The organism is Streptomyces sp. NBC_00239, assembly GCF_036194065.1.
In the GTDB taxonomy this organism is placed as follows: Bacteria; Actinomycetota; Actinomycetes; order Streptomycetales; family Streptomycetaceae; genus Streptomyces.
Genome location: NZ_CP108095.1, coordinates 3,490,743 through 3,506,975 on the forward strand (window position 1 = coordinate 3,490,743; position 16,233 = coordinate 3,506,975).

Genomic DNA, 16,233 nt, shown 5'->3' on the forward strand with positions numbered 1-16,233 from the left:
GCCCGGGACCTGAACGAGACGAAAAGCGCTGCCCTCGCGCATCGGAAGCACCGCCCTCGTTTGCTAGCTTCACGGGAACAAAGTTGCGAGCACCGAAGGGGCGGGGCGTGGCACTCGACGCCAGATGGCAGGACCTGTTCGACCCGGACGGCGCCGGCGACGGCCTCTCCCTCGCGTCCGCGAGCGCCTCCCCCGACGGAGGCTCGGGCGGCTCCGGCGGCGCGGGAGGCGCGGACCTCAAGGCCGACCCGGCCCCGTGGTCCGCGGCCGGCGCGGTCGCCAACGCCCTCCAGGGCGACACCGGCACCGCGCTCACCGAACTCGGCACCGCACACGAGGGCGTGGCCGCCGGCACCGCCGGATTCGCCTCCACGGCGGCCCTCGACACCATCCGCGGGTCCTGGCAGACCCGGCTGGGCGCGGTCCGCGACGAGTGCGGGCGGCTGGCACACGCCTTGGTCGCCACCGGCAAGGACTTCGGCGAGCGCGAGGACGACACCGCGCGCACGATGCGTGAGGCGGGCCGCCCGTGACCACCTGGCAGCAGTTGCGCGACCTCCGGCCCGGCGAGTACGAGGACGCCGCCGACGGCTGGGGCAAGGTCTCCAACCGGGCGAACGCCGCCCGCGACCGCGTCGACTCCGAGATGCTCGCCCGGATCCGCGACACCCAGCAGGGCGCCGCCGCCGACTCCGCCGTCGCCGACCTGGAGCGCCTGAGCCGCAACTACCAGTACGTCCACACCGAGTGCGGCCTGGTCCGCACCGCGCTCAACGGCCTCGCCGGCGAACTCGTCGTACCGCAGCGCGCGCTCCAGCAGGCCCTGGACGAGGCCGCGGCGCTGCACTTCACGGTCCACCCGGACGGGTCCGTCGAGTACCCCGCGGCGGACGTCACCCCCCTCGCCGACCCGGTGCCCGGCGGCTCCACCTCCGACGGCGCCCCCGCCCCGCTGCTGCCCGGCGCCGAAGGGCCCGCGTCCGGCGTCAACCCGAACAAGGCCAAGGCCGAGGACATCGCCGAGCGCATCGGCACCGCCGTCCGCCAGGCCAACGAGATCGACGCCCGGTACGCGGGCGTCCTCGCCAGGCTGGACACCACCGGCGGCCTCGACGTCACCGACGAGATGCTCGCCGACGCCGCGAACGACACCGGCGACGTACGGACCGCCGCCGCGAAGTACAGCGACGCGTCGGCGATCCCCAAGGACCGCTCCCCCGCCGAGAACGCGGCCTGGTGGGAGGGCCTGACCCCGGAGCAGCGCGACGAGTACGCCACCTTGCACCCGGCCTCCGTGGGCGCCCTCGACGGCCTGCCGGCCACCGTCCGCGACGACGCCAACCGCATGGTGCTGGCCGAGTCCCGGGCGAAGTACCAGCTGGAGCTGAACGGCATCCCGCCCGAGCCCTGGCCCAAGATGGTCAGCGGCGGCCCCCGCGTCGGCATGGTCTACAGCGACGCCTGGATCGACTGGAACCGCCGGCACGGCGAGCGCCGCGGCGAACTCACCGAAGCGCTCAAGGGCATGCGGGCCATCGACGACCGGTTCAAGGCGACCGGCCGCGAGGGCCTGCCCGAGGCCTACCTGCTGCGCTTCTCCCCCGAGGGCAACGGCCGCGCGGTCCTCGCCAACGGCAACCCGGACACGGCGGACCACACCGCGGTCTTCGTGCCGGGCACCACCTCGCACCTGGGCTCGGTCGGCGGCGACGTGAAGCGGATGACCGACCTGTGGCGCGCCACCGCCGAGTTCCCCGGGACCGGCAGCGTCTCCACGGTGACCTGGCTGGGCTACGACGCCCCGCAGGACATCGTGAAGGACTCGCCGTTCAGCCACTACGCGAACGACGGCGCGCCCGCCTTCAACCGCTTCATGGAGGGCCTGGACCACACCAACCCGGACGGCCACCACACCGCGATCGGCCACTCGTACGGCACGACGCTGATCGGCTCGGCCGCCCGCCAGGGCGAACTCGGCGCCGACGACATCGTCTTCGCGGGCAGCCCCGGCGTCCAGGTCGGCTCGGCCTCGGAGCTGGACGCGCCCCCGGGCCACGTATGGAACGAGGAGGCGGACGGCGACCCCGTCCCCGACATAGGCAGGTACGGCCACGGCGGCAGCCAGTGGCGGCTCGGCGGGGGCGTGTTCGTCATCCCCAGCGACGACCTGTTCGGCGCCCACCAGATGAGGACGGACACCGAGGGCCACAGCGGCTACTGGGACACCGGGAGCACCAGCCTGCGCAACCAGGCCGCGGTGGTCACCGGCCGGTACGACGAGGTGGACGTTGAAGGCTAGGTTCGCCGCCGCAGTGGCGCCGGCGTGCGCCGCTCTGGTACTCACGATGAACGGGTGCAGCATGAACGATTCGGGAAACGACCCCCAGCAGGTCCACGGCACGCGCACGCAGGCCGCCGCGACCGCCGAGGCCAAGCGGCTCTCCAGCGAGATCTACGACCTGCTCGGCGTGGCCGGGAACGTCTCCGAGCCCGGCCCCGGCATCAGCGCGTGCGGCGACCGCGACCCGGAGAAGTACTTCCGGACACGTCACCCGTGGAGCCTGACCGGACCCTCCGCCGACGAGCTGCGCACCGCGCTCACCCGGCTGAAGGACGGCCTCCCCGGACGCGGCTGGAAGATCGTCTCCTTCGGTCCCAACAACAGCCGCAACAAGAGCCTGACCCTGACGGCCGACCATCACGGGAAGAAGTTCGCCGTCAGCGCCGTCCTGCGGGAGCGGCACAAGCCCGGCGACCCGCCGCCCTCGCTCGGCGTCACCCTCGTCTCCGGCTGCTACGAGGTCCCCGAGGGCGAGCGCGTCGACGGCTACTGACCGCACCGCCCGCACCGCAGCCGGTCGCCGGCGGGGCCGGACACACGCGGCGGCGGTCATGACCGTACGGTGGACGAAGGTGGTGGTACGCATGACTGAATCTCCCGCATGACGCACGAACCCGAGGCCCCGGAGCCCGGCAACCCGGCCGGCGACCGCCCCACGGCGCGGCCGCCGCGGTCCACCGGGACACCACGTGACCTACCCCACGACCCACATTCGACCGCCAGCGCCGACAATGACCCTGTGATCACTTCGCCGCCACGAAGCGGAACCGACCGGCGCCGGACCGAGGCGTCGCCGTACGTAGACCTCACCCGGGACGAGTGGAGCGCCCTGCGCGAGCGCACTCCGCTCCCGCTGACGGCCGACGAGGTCGAGCGGCTGCGCGGCCTCGGCGACGTCATCGACCTCGACGAGGTGCGCGACGTCTACCTCCCGCTGTCGCGCCTGCTCAACCTGTACGTCGGCGCCACCAGCAACCTCCGCGGAACCCTCAACACGTTCCTCGGCGACGCGGGCAACGGCCACGGCGCCCAGACGGGTACCCCCTTCGTCATAGGGGTCGCCGGCAGCGTGGCCGTCGGCAAGTCCACGGTCGCCCGCCTCCTGCAGGCACTCCTCGCCCGCTGGCCCGAGCACCCGCGGGTCGAGCTCGTCACCACCGACGGCTTCCTCTACCCCATGAAGGAGCTGCGCGAGCGCGGGCTGACCTCCCGCAAGGGCTTCCCGGAGTCGTACGACCGGCGCGCCCTGACCCGCTTCGTCGCCGACATCAAGGCGGGCAAGGACGAGGTCACCGCCCCCGTCTACTCGCACCTCATCTACGACATCGTGCCCGGCGAGCTGCTGACCGTCCGCCGCCCGGACATCCTGATCGTCGAGGGCCTGAACGTGCTCCAGCCGGCCCTGCCCGGCAAGGACGGCAAGACCAGGGTCGGCCTGGCCGACTACTTCGACTTCAGCGTGTACGTGGACGCCCGGCCCGAGGACATCGAGCGCTGGTACCTGAACCGGTTCGCGAGGCTCCGCGAGACCGCGTTCCAGAATCCTTTCTCCTACTTCCGCAAGTACACCCAGGTCTCCGAGGAGGAGGCCATGGACTACGCGCGCACCATGTGGCGGACCATCAACCGGCCGAACCTGCTGGAGAACGTGGCCCCCACCCGCGGCCGGGCCACCCTCGTGCTGCGCAAGGGCCCCGACCACAAGGTGCAGAGGCTGAGCCTGCGCAAGCTGTAGGGGGCCTTTAGGGTGCGGGCATGCTGCATTTGCGGATCATCGCCCCGCCCGACCGCACGGACGCCGTGATCACGGCCATCGAGTCGACGGTCGGAACCACCCATCTGGTCGTACTGCCGGGCGCCGCCCGCGACCCGCGGGGCGACCTGGTGCTGTGCGACGTCGCCCGGGAGGCGGGCGACGAGCTCCTGAACGCCCTCCGCGGGCTCGGCATCGACCGGGACGGCTCCATCGCCGTCGAGGACATCGACCTCTCGCTGTCGACACGCGCCGAGGAGGCCGAGGAGGAGGCGCCGGGCGAGGCCGCGGACGCCGTCCTGTGGGAGCAGCTGGCGGAGGCGACCCACGAGGAGTCGACCCTCACCATCACCTACGTCGCCTTCATGATCCTGGCGACGATGATCGCGGCCTGCGGTGTCGTGCTCGACAACGCCGTCCTGATCGTGGGCGCGATGGCGGTCGGCCCGGAGTTCGGCCCGCTCGCCGGCATCTGTACGGGCCTGGTGCATCGCGCCCCGAAGCTGGCGCTGCGCTCGCTGAGCGCCCTGCTGATCGGATTCGCCGCGGCCATCATCGCCACCACCGTCTTCAGTCTGGTGATGGACGCGATCGGGCAGTTCGACTCGTCGATGCTCGAAAACCCGCGGCCCAACACCAGATTCATCTGGCAGCCGGACCCGTTCTCCTTCGTGGTGGCCATGCTCGCCGGCGCGGCCGGGGTGCTGTCCCTCACCTCGTCGAAGTCCGGGGCCCTGGTCGGCGTCGCCATCTCGGTGACGACCGTGCCGGCCGCCGCGAACGCCGCCGTGGCCCTCGCGTACGGCGACGTCGGCCAGATGTGGGGCTCCGCGCTCCAGCTGATGCTGAACCTGCTGGGGATCGTCCTCGCGGGCGTGCTGACCCTGGTGGCCTGGAAACTGCTGTGGCGCACCCAGGCGGGACGGATGATCCGCAAGCCGGGTGCGCCGGGGGGCACCCGCCGCCGGTGACCGGGGGGACCGGCGGCGGAGGGGCCCGGAAAGAGCCGACCCGCAAGGCGCGGACCGGGAGGGGACGGCCTAGCCGAGCGCGGACTTGACGACGTCGGCCAGCCGGCCGGCGACGGCGTGCGCCTGCTCGATGTCGGCGGCCTCGACCATCACCCGGACGAGCGGCTCGGTGCCCGAGGGGCGCAGCAGCACACGGCCGGTGGAGCCGAGCTCCCGCTCCGCCTCGGCGACGGCGGCGGCCAGTTCGCCGGAGGTGGTGACGCGGGACTTGTCGACGTCCGGGACGTTGATCAGGATCTGCGGCAGGCGGTTCATGACCGCCGCCAGCTCGGCCAGCGGCACGCCGGTGGCGGCGACCCGCGCGGCCAGCAGCAGGCCGGTCAGGGTGCCGTCGCCGGTGGTCGCGTGGTCGAGGATGATCACGTGGCCGGACTGCTCGCCGCCGAGCGCGTAGCCGTGCTCCTTCATCGACTCCAGGACGTAGCGGTCGCCGACCGCCGTCTGGACGAGCTGGATGCCCTTGGCCTCCATGGCCAGCTTGAAGCCGAGGTTCGACATGACGGTCGCGACCACGGTGTCCCCGCGCAGCGCGCCGGACTCCTGCATGGCGAGCGCCAGCACGGCGAGGATCTGGTCGCCGTCGATCTCGTTGCCGAAGCCGTCCACGGCCAGGCAGCGGTCGGCGTCGCCGTCGTGGGCGATGCCCAGGTCCGCGGAGTGCTCGATGACGGCCTGCTTGAGCAGCCCCAGGTGGGTGGAGCCGCAGCCGTCGTTGATGTTGAGGCCGTCCGGCTCCGCGCCGATGGTGACGATCTCGGCACCGGCCCGCGCGAAGGCCTCGGGCGACACCCGGGCGGCCGCGCCGTGCGCCTCGTCGAGGACGATCTTCAGTCCGTCGAGGCGGTTGGGCAGGGCGCCCATCAGGTGGGAGACGTACTGCTCGACGCCCTCGGTGTAGTCGGAGACCCGGCCCACGCCCGCACCGGTCGGCCGGTCCCACGGGGCACCGGTGCGGTGCTCCTCGTAGACCGACTCGATCTTGTCCTCCAGGTGGTCGGCGAGCTTGTGGCCGCCGCGCGCGAAGAACTTGATGCCGTTGTCGGGCATGGCGTTGTGGCTGGCGGAGAGCATCACGCCGAGGTCGGCTCCGAGCGTGCCGGTCAGGTACGCCACGGCGGGGGTGGGCAGCACGCCGACCCGCAGGACGTCCACGCCCGCGCTCGCGAGGCCGGCCACCACGGCGGCCTCCAGGAACTCGCCGGAGGCGCGGGGGTCGCGGCCGACCACGGCGGTCGGGCGGTGCCCGGCGAAGGTGCCCGCCTCGGCGAGCACATGTGCGGCCGCCACGGAGAGGCCGAGCGCCAGCTCAGCCGTCAGATCCGCGTTGGCGACGCCGCGTACACCGTCCGTGCCGAAGAGTCGTCCCACTGTTGTCCTCCGAGTTACCGAGTTCTGGCGCTTTTGAGACAGATATACGTCGCTTGTGGCGATAAACGAACCGCCCCGGCAGCACAGAGTGTGCCGCCGGGGCGGATTCGTGCAGAACAGCAGGCGGAGATTAGCGCTTGCTGTACTGCGGGGCCTTACGGGCCTTCTTGAGACCGGCCTTCTTGCGCTCGACCGCACGGTCGTCGCGGGAGAGGAAGCCGGCCTTCTTCAGCGGGGCGCGGTTGTTGTCCACGTCCGCCTCGTTGAGGGCGCGGGCCACGCCGAGGCGCAGGGCGCCGGCCTGGCCGGAGACGCCGCCACCCGAGATGCGGGCGATGACGTCGTAGCGGTTGTCGAGCTCGAGCACCTTGAAGGGCTCGTTGACTTCCTGCTGGTGCACCTTGTTCGGGAAGTAGTCCTCGAGGGTGCGACCGTTGATCTTCCACTTGCCGGTGCCCGGAACGATCCGGACGCGGGCGATGGCGTTCTTGCGACGGCCCAGGCCGGCGGCCGGCTGGGGGTCGCCGAAGCGACCGGCAAGGGACTCGGAGGTGTAGTCGCCCTCGACGACGACCTCAGACTCGCTGGTGTACTCCTCGACGTTGCCCTCGAACTCGTCGACGGGGGTCGTCTCGGCGGTGGTCTCGGCCACGATGCTCCTCAGAATTTTCTACGTCTTAGGGGGTGGCCGGAACTACTGCGCGACCTGGGTGATCTCGAACGGCACCGGCTGCTGGGCAGCGTGGGGGTGCTGGTCGCCCGAGTAGACCTTCAGCTTCGTCAGCATCTGACGGCCCAGGGTGTTCTTGGGGAGCATGCCCTTGATGGCCTTCTCCACGGCCTTCTCCGGGTTGTTCGCGAGAAGGTCGGAGTAGCGGACGGCACGGAGACCACCCGGGAAGCCGGAGTGGCGGTACGCCATCTTCTGCGACGCCTTGTTGCCCGACAGGTGGACCTTGTCGGCGTTGATGATGATGACGAAGTCGCCCATGTCCATGTGGGGGGCGTAAGTCGGCTTGTGCTTACCCCGCAGGAGGGCAGCGGCCTGGGTCGCCAGACGGCCGAGGACAACGTCCTGGGCGTCGATGACGAGCCACTGGCGCGAGATGTCGCCGGGCTTGGGGCTGAACGTACGCACGCGTATGCCTTCGCTTCTTCAGTGGTGGTATCCCAAGGGCGCAAGCCCCACGGGAAGGTCCTGACAGGGTCACCACGGACGATCACGACAGCCCTCGTTCACATCGGGGACGCAACCCGTGTGAACCGCTGGTCATCGGTCCGGTGGACCGGCGCAAGGCCCTTTCACGTGAGAATGAGAAAGCCAATACGCATAACAAACCAGCAGGATACCCAAGCAGACCCGCACGGGTCAAAACGCGGTCCGCGATGCCGGTTCTGCTGGCGTCGCGGCGCACTCCGGTTCGGTCCTGGGTGGGGACCCCGCAGTTGTTACGGGTCCCAGAATAACCCGCCCGGGACGCGCACACCTCCACATGAGCGTCCCCGCCAGCGCACAGAGGGTGAAGCAGTCCTTGAAAGCGCGGGTGTGGCCGCCGGACACGAAGGGGATCGCGAGGGCCTGCGGCACCAGCGAGACCCAGAACCACGGGGACCGCGGCGCCGAATCCGGCCGCAGACCCGAGGCCAGCAGCAGGGGCAGCACGACCAGCAGGTAGTGGTCGAAGGAGGGCCGCGAGACCAGGAATGCGGCGAGCATCACCATCGACGCGGTCTCCGCCAGCCGCTGCCCCTCGTCCACATCGAGACCGGAGACGGGGCGGTAGCCGGAATCGGAACCGGGGCCGGGGCCGTCTCGGTGCCAGCGCCTCCGGGCGCACCACAGCCCGGCCAGCGCGCCCGCGGCGGCCAGCGCGAGCGCCACCGGCTGCGGAAGCCCCAGCCGCGGCCCGATCGCCACCGGGGAGGCGTCCCAGGGCAGCGCGAAGGAGTCCTGGCCCTTCAGCAGGAAGGGCACGGTCTTGGTGACGAAGAGCAGCGGGCTCGGCATCAGCAGCGCGCCGAGCAGCGAGGTGACGGCGGGCACCAGCCCCATGGCGGCCAGCGCCCGCCACTGCCGGGCGAACACGAACAGCAGGGCGAGCGGTACGAGCATCGGCTTGCAGGCGACGGCCACTCCGACCACCAGCCCCGCCGCCGGCCAGCGCCCGCGCTGCGCGAGCAGCAGCGCGGCGGGCAGGGCCGCCGCGGAGACGCAGGTCCAGTTGGAGAGCAGGACGAGGTTTCCGTACGGCCGGAACAGCAGCGCGAGGCCCAGGAAGCCCAGGACCGCCAGTCGGGAGCGGCTCGGCACCGCGAAGATCCGCAGGGCGCACCACCAGCCGGCGAGCACCAGGCCGGTGGTGCCCAGCGGCGCCGCCCAGCGCAGCAGCGGCTCCGGGAGCAGGGCCTCCGGGACCGCCATCAGGACCGCGCTCGGCAGGTACAGGAAGCGCTTGTCGGCGTACGGCGAGTGCCCGGCCAGCAGCGCGTCGGCGGCCTTCACCACGAAGGCGTTGTCCAGGCCGCCGGCCGGCGACCGGATGGCGGCGGAGACCGCCACCGCGAGCAGCGTGGCGGCCGAGAGCCAGCACCAGACCCGCGGGGCGGGGCGCAGCAGCCACTCCCGCAGCGACGCGCCGGCGCCCTGCTCCGCCCCGTCCACGCACCGGATCACAGCTCTCGGACCCACAGCCGTTTTCCCCTCGACGCGCGCCCCCGGGGAGCCGGTCCCCCGGGTGCGCCGGACCACGTCCGCCGGCCCCGCGTCAGGGCCGCGCGCTCACGCTAGCGCTTCCGCTCGACCCGCCGCTCGTCCCAGACGGGCTCGGTGGTCTCGCGTACGACGCCGTCGGAACCGAAGACCAGGTAGCGGTCGAACGAGCGCGCGAACCAGCGGTCGTGGGTCACGCACAGCACCGTGCCGTCGTACGACTCCAGGCCGTCCTGGAGGGCCTCCGCCGACTCCAGGTCGAGGTTGTCGGTCGGCTCGTCCAGCAGCAGCGCCGTGGTGCCCGACAGCTCCAGCAGCAGGATCTGGAACCGGGCCTGCTGCCCGCCCGACAGCTTCTCGAACGGCTGGTCGCCCTGCCGCTCCAGCTCGTACCGGCGCAGCACCGACATCGCGGCGCCGAGCGGCTTGGCGGCCTCCGTCCACAGGATGTCGACGAGGGTGCGCCCGAACAGCTCGGGGTGGGCGTGGGTCTGCGCGAAGTGGCCGGGGACCACGCGGGCGCCCAGCTTCCAGGCACCGGTGTGCTTGACGTCCTCGCCGGCCAGCAGCCGCAGGAAGTGCGACTTGCCGGAGCCGTTGGAGCCCAGCACCGCGACCCGCTCCCCGTAGAAGACCTCCAGCGAGAAGGGCTTCATCAGCCCCGTGAGCTCCAGGTTCTCCACGGTGAGCGCGCGCACGCCGGTGCGCCCGCCCTTGAGCCGCATCCGGATGTCCTGCTCGCGGGGCGGCTCCGGCGGCGGGCCGGCCTCCTCGAACTTCTGGAACCGGGTCTGCATCGCCCGGTACCGGGAGGCCATGTCGGGGCTGCTCGCCGCCTGGTTGCGCAGCCGCAGCACCAGGGCCTTCAGCCGGGCGTGCTCCTCGTCCCAGCGCCGCTTGAGCTCCTCGAAGCGGGCGAAGCGCTCCTTGCGGGCCTCGTGGTACGTGCCGAAGCCCGCGCCGTGCACCCACACGTCCGTGCCCATCGGGCTCGCCTCAAGGCTGATGATCTTCTGGGCGGCCTGGGTGAGCAGCTCACGGTCGTGGGAGACGAACAGCACGGTCTTGCGGGTGGCCTTGAGCTGCTCCTCCAGCCACCGCTTGCCCGGGACGTCGAGGTAGTTGTCCGGCTCGTCGAGCAGCAGCACCTCGTCCGGACCGCGCAGCAGCGCCTCCAGCACCAGCCGCTTCTGCTCACCGCCGGAGAGCGTGCGCACCTCGCGGAACTGCGCCTTGTCGTACGGCATCCCGAGCGCGGCCATCGTGCAGACGTCCCACAGGGTCTCCGCCTCGTAGCCCTGGACGTCGGCCCAGTCGCTGAGCGCCTGCGCGTACGCCATCTGCGCGGCCTCGTCGTCGACCGTCATGATCAGGTGCTCGGCCCGGTCCACCGCCTTCGCGGCCTCCCGGATGCGCGGCTGGGCCACCGAGACCAGCAGGTCCCGCACGGTCGTCTCGTCCCGCACCGAGCCCACGAACTGCGACATCACCCCGAGCCCGCCGCTCACGGTGACCCCGCCGCCGTGCGGCTGGAGCTCGCCGGAGACCAGCTTCAGCAGGGTCGTCTTGCCGGCGCCGTTCGCCCCGACCAGGGCGGCCACCGAGCCCTCCCCCACGCGGATCGAGACGTCGGGAAGCAGAACCCGCCCGTCGGGCAGGTAGTACTCCAGGTGGCTGGCTTCAAGATGTCCCATGCCACGCATTGTGACGGCCGTCCCCGCGGACACCCAAGCCGGTTTCCCCGGGCACCGCCTAGGATGCGCCGCATGAGCTTTGGGGAGGGATCTGTTCCACCGCGTCCGCAGACGCCCGACTGGGCCGCGCTGGCCGAGGCCACGGCCGCCGAGAACCGCCGCAGGAAGCTGCTGTGGACCGCCGCCGGGTCGGTCGCCGCGCTCACCGTGGCGGGGGTCGTGGCCGGTGCGCTCGTGCTCGGCGGTGGCGGCGGAGGTGACACGAACCACAAGGAAGACCGGCGGGCCGGGCCGGCCGGCAGCTCCGCGCCGCCGTTCTCCGCGGCGCCGACCGCCACACCGCACCCGCTGGACTACCTCGCGGACGCCAAGCGCGACGGCCTGCCGTTCAACTCCGGCGATTTCTTCCCCGGGAAGACGGCCGAGGTCAGCGACCGGAAGTACGTCCAGACCGCCGGGGACACCAAGACCGACTGCGCCAAGGCCGCGCCGGACGCGGTGGCCGAGGTCCTGGCCCGGCACGGCTGCCGCAAGCTCGTCCGCGGCACCTTCCAGCGCGACGGCATCGCCACCACGGTCGGCGTCGCGGCCTTCGAGACCACCGAGCAGGCCGCCAGGGCCAAGGAGGAACTGCCGGGCGCGATGACCGCCCTTCAGCCCTCCAAGGGCAAGAAGGCCTGCGTGAAGGCCAAGGTCTGCCGCCGCACCACGAACGCCTACGGCCGCTTCCTGTACGTGACCCTGTCCGGATTCCAGTCCGGCAAGGACGTCACCAAGAAGGACAAGGCGGTGTACACGGCGGGCAACGACCTCGCCGAGTACACCTTCCAGCGCATCGTCAAACGCGGTCGGGCGCTCGCGGACGCCTCCGCCGGCCGCTGACCGCCCCGCGGGCCGGGCGACCCCTGGAGGGTCCCGCCCGGCCCGTGCACCGGCATTTCCGGCCGGCACGCGTACGGGCTCCTGCGCCCGGCCGCGTACGGCTCTGCGGTCAGCAGCAGCCGGCCCCGGTGGCCCCGCCCGGCAGGGTCCGCATGTTGCGGGCCTCCTTGCTGCGCGCGGCCAGCAGCTCGTCGGCCGGGTAGCCGACCTCTTCGAGGGTCAGCCCGTGCGGCTTGACCACGTGCACGGAGGAGTCCCGTACGGCCGCCGCCAGCACCTTGCCCGGCCAGTCGGTCGGCCGGTGCCCGTCGCCGACGTGCAGCAGCGCGCCGACCAGCGAGCGGACCATGTTGTGGCAGAAGGCGTCGGCGCGGACGGTCGCCGTGATGATCCCGTCCTCCGCCCGCTCCCAGCTCAGCTGCTGGAGCGTGCGGATGGTCGTGGCGCCCTCGCGCTTCTTGCAGTACGCCGCGAAGTCGTGCTCGCCGAGCAGGGCCCGCGAGGCCTCGTTCATGGCGTCGACGTCCAGCGGCCACTGGTGCCACAGCACGTGCCCGCGGCGCAGCGGGTCGACCCCGCCCTGGTGGTCGCCGACGCGGTAGGCGTAGCGGCGCCAGATCGCCGAGAAGCGCGCGTTGAAGCCCGCGGGGGCCTCGGCGGCCTTCCAGACCCGTACGTCGTGCGGCAGCCGGCCCGCGAGGCGGCGCAGCAGCTTGTCGTGGTGCTCGGCCCACACCTCCTCGGCCAGGTCGAACTGCGCGACCTGCCCGCGGGCGTGCACCCCCGCGTCGGTACGTCCGGCCACGGTCAGCTCGACCGGCTCGGACAGCCGCATCACGGTCTGCAACGCCGACTCCAGCTCGCCCTGGACCGTCCGCAGCACGCGCTGCTTCGCCCAGCCGGAGAAGTCCTTGCCGTCGTACGACAGGTCCAGCCGCACCCGGACGAACCCGGGCTCCACCTCGTCACTCACGTGACAGATCCTCTCAGCTGTGTCTTTCAAACGAACGCAGAACGGGCCCGCCCCGGGAAGGGGGCGGGCCCGTTCAGAGCCGTCCAGGAAGGCGATCCGAAGATCAGGCCTCCGTGGTCTCCTCGGTGGCCTCGGACTTCGCCTCGGCCTCCTTCACGGCACGCTTGGTGGCGGCCTCGGCCTCACCGGTGGCCTGCTGCGCGACGGTCAGCGCCTCGACCAGCTCGATGACGGCCATCGGGGCGTTGTCGCCACGACGGTTGCCGACCTTGGTGATGCGGGTGTAACCACCGGGGCGGTTCTCGTAGCGCGGCGCGATCTCGGTGAAGAGCGTGTGGACGATGCTCTTGTCCGTGATCGTCTGCAGCACCTGGCGACGGTTGTGGATGTCGCCCTTCTTCGCCTTGGTGATCAGACGCTCGGCGACCGGACGCAGGCGGCGGGCCTTGGCCTCGGTCGTGGTGATGCGGCCGTGCTCGAAGAGCGACTTCGCGAGGTTCGCGAGGAGCAGCTTCTCGTGCGCGGCGCTGCCGCCCAGACGGGCACCCTTGGCGGGACGCGGCATGGTGATTCTCCTTGTGTGCTGCACCGGCCGTGCGAGGTACCGGTGTCAGTCCCCGCCCGCTCTTGCGGGCAGGGTGTACGGAGGGCTTTCACCCTCCGTAAGTCAAAATCCGGCCGGGCCGGCGTCCGAGGCCGAAGACCTCGGACGCCGGCCGCGGCCGACGATCAGTACTGCTCGGTCTCCACGAAACCGGCGTCCGCGTCGTCGTCGGCGCCGAAGGCGTCGGCGGCGGCGGTCGGGTCGAACCCGGGCGGGCTGTCCTTGAGGGCCAGGCCCATGCCGGCCAGCTTCGCCTTGACCTCGTCGATCGACTTCGCACCGAAGTTGCGGATGTCGAGCAGGTCGGCCTCGGAGCGGGCGACAAGCTCACCCACGGAGTGGATGCCCTCGCGCTTGAGGCAGTTGTACGACCGAACGGTGAGCTCGAGCTCCTCGATCGGCAGCGCCAGGTCGGCGGCCAGGGCGGCGTCGGTCGGGGACGGGCCCATGTCGATGCCTTCGGCGTCGATGTTGAGCTCGCGGGCCAGACCGAACAGCTCGACCAGGGTCTTGCCGGCGGACGCCATGGCGTCGCGCGGGCGCATGGCCTGCTTGGTCTCGACGTCGACGATCAGCTTGTCGAAGTCGGTGCGCTGCTCGACTCGGGTCGCCTCGACCTTGTAGGTGACCTTGAGGACCGGGCTGTAGATGGAGTCGATCGGGATGCGACCGATCTCCTGGCCCAGCTGCTTGTTCTGGACGGCGGAGACGTAGCCGCGACCGCGCTCGACGGTCAGCTCCATCTCCAGCTTGCCCTTGCCGTTGAGCGTGGCGAGGACCAGGTCCGGGTTGTGCACCTCGACACCGGCCGGGGGCGCGATGTCGGCAGCGGTGACCAGGCCGGGACCCTGCTTGCGCAGGTACATCACGACCGGCTCGTCGTGCTCCGAGGAGACGACCAGCTGCTTGATGTTGAGGATGATGTCGGTGACGTCTTCCTTGACACCCGGCACGGTGGTGAACTCGTGCAGGACGCCGTCCACGCGGATGCTCGTGACGGCGGCACCCGGGATCGAGGACAGGAGCGTACGGCGGAGCGAGTTGCCGAGGGTGTAGCCGAAGCCCGGCTCCAGCGGCTCGATCACGAACCGCGAGCGGTACTCGTCGACGACCTCTTCGGTCAGCGAAGGACGCTGAGCGATAAGCATGTCTTTTTCCTTCAGTCGTGGACGCCCACTATTTGACGCCCGACGGGGTACTGCGAACTACAAGGGTACGGGCGGTACGTCCCCCGTGAGGGGTTCGTACCGCCCGGACACTCAAAGACGCACAGGTGCGTCCACTGCGTCAGACGCGGCGGCGCGGATCATCCCCGCCACTGCGGGGAAGGGCGCCGCCCCGGATCAGACGCGGCGGCGCTTCGGCGGGCGGCAGCCGTTGTGCGGGGTGGGGGTGACGTCCTGGATCGAGCCGACCTCGAGGCCGGTGGCCTGGAGGGAGCGGATCGCGGTCTCGCGGCCGGAGCCCGGACCCTTGACGAAGACGTCAACCTTGCGCATGCCGTGCTCCTGCGCGCGGCGGGCGGCCGACTCGGCGGCCATCTGCGCGGCGAAGGGGGTGGACTTGCGCGAGCCCTTGAAGCCGACGTGGCCGGCAGAGGCCCAGGAGATCACGTTGCCCGAGGGGTCGGTGATCGAAACGATGGTGTTGTTGAACGTGCTCTTGATGTGAGCGTGCCCGTGAGCGACGTTCTTCTTTTCCTTGCGGCGCACCTTCTTGGCAGCGCCCTGACGACCCTTGGGGGGCATCTCTTACTCCTACAGGGAGGTGGTCGGTCCTACAGCGCAAGACCGCTGGAAAGCGTGTCCGCTGAGGACTACTTCTTGCCCGGCTTCTTCTTGCCGGCGATCGCGCGACGCGGGCCCTTGCGGGTACGGGCGTTCGTGCTGGTGCGCTGACCGTGGACCGGCAGGCCACGGCGGTGACGCAGACCCTGGTAGCAGCCGATCTCGACCTTGCGGCGGATGTCGGCCTGGATCTCGCGGCGGAGGTCACCCTCGGTGCGGAGGTTGGCGTCCACGTACTCGCGGATCTTGACCAGGTCCTCTTCGGCCAGGTCACGAACGCGGGTGTTCGGGTTCACGCCGGTGGAGGCGAGGATCTCCTTGGACCGGGTGCGCCCGATACCGAAGACGTAGGTGAGTGCGATCTCCACACGCTTTTCGCGCGGGATGTCAACACCGGAAACGCGTGCCATTCAATGGCTCCTGTGTGTTCGGGGGTCTTCAGCAAAGCCACTCCCGATCCGCCGTATGAGGTACAGCTCGGGTCCCCGGCCCCCGCCGGAGGTGCCGCCGGCCCCGTGGGGGCTGGGCGGGCTCTGCATGTTTACGTACTTACGTCGCGCGAAGAACTGCGAAAGAGCAGGTCGGTCGGCGTGCGTCAGCCCTGGCGCTGCTTGTGGCGCAGGTTGTCGCAGATGACCATGACCCGGCCGTGACGGCGGATCACCTTGCACTTGTCGCAGATCTTCTTGACGCTCGGCTTGACCTTCATGTTGGTGAGGTTCTCCGGGTCAGTGCCACCACCCACGCAGAAGCGGGGTGCGGGGCAAGATCTACTTGTATCGGTAGACGATCCGGCCACGCGTCAGGTCGTACGGAGACAGCTCCACGACGACCCGGTCATCCGGGAGGATACGGATGTAGTGCATCCGCATCTTTCCGCTGATGTGCGCGAGGACCTTGTGACCGTTCTGGAGCTCCACCTTGAACATTGCGTTCGGGAGAGACTCGATCACGGTGCCCTCGATCTCGATGGCACCTTGCTTCTTGGCCACGCTTCGCCTTTCGAATCGGCTACCTTGATCGACTCCCCGCTTCGCATGAAGACATGCGGATGCAAAGGAGCCGACGAGTCAGTCTACGTCAGGGCACC

Annotated in this window: 18 protein-coding genes; 6 read left to right on the plus strand and 12 right to left on the minus strand. The window is 70.9% G+C overall.

Annotation, left to right across the window (positions count from 1 at the left end):
• Positions 1-107: 107 nt before the first annotated feature.
• The 5 genes from OG764_RS15180 (at position 108) to OG764_RS15200 (ending at position 5,065) form a co-directional block, all read left to right on the plus strand.
• Entirely contained in the window at positions 108-533 is a 426-nt protein-coding gene (locus tag OG764_RS15180) for a hypothetical protein (RefSeq protein ID WP_328968964.1), read from the plus strand.
• On the plus strand, positions 530-2,299 hold the full coding sequence (locus OG764_RS15185) for an alpha/beta hydrolase (RefSeq protein WP_328968965.1): 1,770 nt from the start codon (positions 530-532) through the stop codon (positions 2,297-2,299). The genes OG764_RS15180 and OG764_RS15185 overlap by 4 nt, the downstream gene beginning before the upstream one ends.
• Before the next feature lie 61 nt (positions 2,300-2,360).
• Entirely contained in the window at positions 2,361-2,834 is a 474-nt protein-coding gene (locus OG764_RS15190) for a hypothetical protein (protein WP_328968966.1), read from the plus strand.
• A gap of 246 nt (positions 2,835-3,080) precedes the next feature.
• Positions 3,081-4,076, plus strand: coding sequence for a type I pantothenate kinase (gene coaA, locus OG764_RS15195; protein ID WP_328968967.1), 996 nt, complete (start codon positions 3,081-3,083; stop codon positions 4,074-4,076).
• A gap of 20 nt (positions 4,077-4,096) precedes the next feature.
• Positions 4,097-5,065, plus strand: a complete 969-nt coding sequence (locus OG764_RS15200) for a DUF389 domain-containing protein (RefSeq protein ID WP_328968968.1) — start codon at positions 4,097-4,099, stop codon at positions 5,063-5,065.
• Between the two features lie 69 nt (positions 5,066-5,134).
• Here OG764_RS15200 and glmM read toward each other — a convergent pair whose 3' ends face one another.
• The 5 genes from glmM to OG764_RS15225 all read right to left on the minus strand — a co-directional run bounded on the left by glmM (position 5,135) and on the right by OG764_RS15225 (position 10,897).
• Positions 5,135-6,493: a phosphoglucosamine mutase gene (glmM, locus tag OG764_RS15205; RefSeq protein ID WP_328968969.1), complete on the minus strand. Its 1,359-nt coding sequence runs from the start codon at positions 6,491-6,493 to the stop codon at positions 5,135-5,137.
• A 130-nt stretch (positions 6,494-6,623) separates the two neighbouring features.
• Positions 6,624-7,145: a 30S ribosomal protein S9 gene (gene rpsI / locus OG764_RS15210; RefSeq protein ID WP_328968970.1), complete on the minus strand. Its 522-nt coding sequence runs from the start codon at positions 7,143-7,145 to the stop codon at positions 6,624-6,626.
• A 42-nt stretch (positions 7,146-7,187) separates the two neighbouring features.
• Positions 7,188-7,631 carry a 50S ribosomal protein L13 gene (rplM, locus tag OG764_RS15215; protein WP_328968971.1) on the minus strand — a complete coding sequence of 148 codons (444 nt, stop codon included), beginning with the start codon at positions 7,629-7,631 and terminating at the stop codon, positions 7,188-7,190.
• Between the two features lie 231 nt (positions 7,632-7,862).
• The gene (locus tag OG764_RS15220) at positions 7,863-9,155 is read right to left on the minus strand and encodes a glycosyltransferase family 87 protein (RefSeq protein ID WP_328968972.1); all 1,293 of its coding nucleotides are present in this window, start codon (positions 9,153-9,155) and stop codon (positions 7,863-7,865) included.
• Positions 9,156-9,277: 122 nt separating this feature from the next.
• Positions 9,278-10,897, minus strand: a complete 1,620-nt coding sequence (locus OG764_RS15225) for an ABC-F family ATP-binding cassette domain-containing protein (protein ID WP_328968973.1) — start codon at positions 10,895-10,897, stop codon at positions 9,278-9,280.
• 72 nt (positions 10,898-10,969) lie between these two features.
• Here OG764_RS15225 and OG764_RS15230 point away from each other — a divergent pair, with 72 nt between their 5' ends.
• Positions 10,970-11,779, plus strand: a complete 810-nt coding sequence (locus OG764_RS15230; RefSeq protein ID WP_328968974.1) for a hypothetical protein — start codon at positions 10,970-10,972, stop codon at positions 11,777-11,779.
• Positions 11,780-11,888: 109 nt separating this feature from the next.
• Here the strand turns inward: OG764_RS15230 and truA are convergent, their stop codons facing one another.
• The 7 genes from truA to infA form a co-directional block, all read right to left on the minus strand.
• Positions 11,889-12,752, minus strand: a complete 864-nt coding sequence (gene truA, locus OG764_RS15235) for a tRNA pseudouridine(38-40) synthase TruA (protein WP_328968975.1) — start codon at positions 12,750-12,752, stop codon at positions 11,889-11,891.
• A gap of 103 nt (positions 12,753-12,855) precedes the next feature.
• Complete coding sequence (rplQ, locus tag OG764_RS15240) at positions 12,856-13,317, minus strand: 50S ribosomal protein L17 (RefSeq protein ID WP_328968976.1); 462 nt, start codon at positions 13,315-13,317, stop codon at positions 12,856-12,858.
• Between the two features lie 164 nt (positions 13,318-13,481).
• Positions 13,482-14,504: a DNA-directed RNA polymerase subunit alpha gene (locus OG764_RS15245; RefSeq protein ID WP_008739666.1), complete on the minus strand. Its 1,023-nt coding sequence runs from the start codon at positions 14,502-14,504 to the stop codon at positions 13,482-13,484.
• 195 nt (positions 14,505-14,699) lie between these two features.
• Positions 14,700-15,104 carry a 30S ribosomal protein S11 gene (rpsK, locus tag OG764_RS15250; RefSeq protein ID WP_003956432.1) on the minus strand — a complete coding sequence of 135 codons (405 nt, stop codon included), beginning with the start codon at positions 15,102-15,104 and terminating at the stop codon, positions 14,700-14,702.
• Positions 15,105-15,172: 68 nt separating this feature from the next.
• Positions 15,173-15,553, minus strand: coding sequence for a 30S ribosomal protein S13 (rpsM, locus tag OG764_RS15255; protein ID WP_146481856.1), 381 nt, complete (start codon positions 15,551-15,553; stop codon positions 15,173-15,175).
• 185 nt (positions 15,554-15,738) lie between these two features.
• Positions 15,739-15,852 carry a 50S ribosomal protein L36 gene (rpmJ, locus tag OG764_RS15260; RefSeq protein ID WP_003956441.1) on the minus strand — a complete coding sequence of 38 codons (114 nt, stop codon included), beginning with the start codon at positions 15,850-15,852 and terminating at the stop codon, positions 15,739-15,741.
• Between the two features lie 61 nt (positions 15,853-15,913).
• Positions 15,914-16,135, minus strand: coding sequence for a translation initiation factor IF-1 (gene infA / locus OG764_RS15265; protein WP_003956442.1), 222 nt, complete (start codon positions 16,133-16,135; stop codon positions 15,914-15,916).
• Positions 16,136-16,233: the final 98 nt, after the last annotated feature.

Coding starts and splice junctions, on each gene's coding strand:
- OG764_RS15225 (WP_328968973.1), bottom strand. CDS start 10,897: ATGGGACATCTTGAAGCCAGCCACCTGGAGTACTACCTGCCCGACGGG.
- OG764_RS15245 (WP_008739666.1), bottom strand. CDS start 14,504: ATGCTTATCGCTCAGCGTCCTTCGCTGACCGAAGAGGTCGTCGACGAG.
- rpmJ (WP_003956441.1), bottom strand. CDS start 15,852: ATGAAGGTCAAGCCGAGCGTCAAGAAGATCTGCGACAAGTGCAAGGTG.
- rpsK (WP_003956432.1), bottom strand. CDS start 15,104: ATGCCCCCCAAGGGTCGTCAGGGCGCTGCCAAGAAGGTGCGCCGCAAG.
- OG764_RS15190 (WP_328968966.1), top strand. CDS start 2,361: ATGAACGATTCGGGAAACGACCCCCAGCAGGTCCACGGCACGCGCACG.
- OG764_RS15230 (WP_328968974.1), top strand. CDS start 10,970: ATGAGCTTTGGGGAGGGATCTGTTCCACCGCGTCCGCAGACGCCCGAC.
- OG764_RS15200 (WP_328968968.1), top strand. CDS start 4,097: ATGCTGCATTTGCGGATCATCGCCCCGCCCGACCGCACGGACGCCGTG.
- rplQ (WP_328968976.1), bottom strand. CDS start 13,317: ATGCCGCGTCCCGCCAAGGGTGCCCGTCTGGGCGGCAGCGCCGCGCAC.
- rpsM (WP_146481856.1), bottom strand. CDS start 15,553: ATGGCACGCGTTTCCGGTGTTGACATCCCGCGCGAAAAGCGTGTGGAG.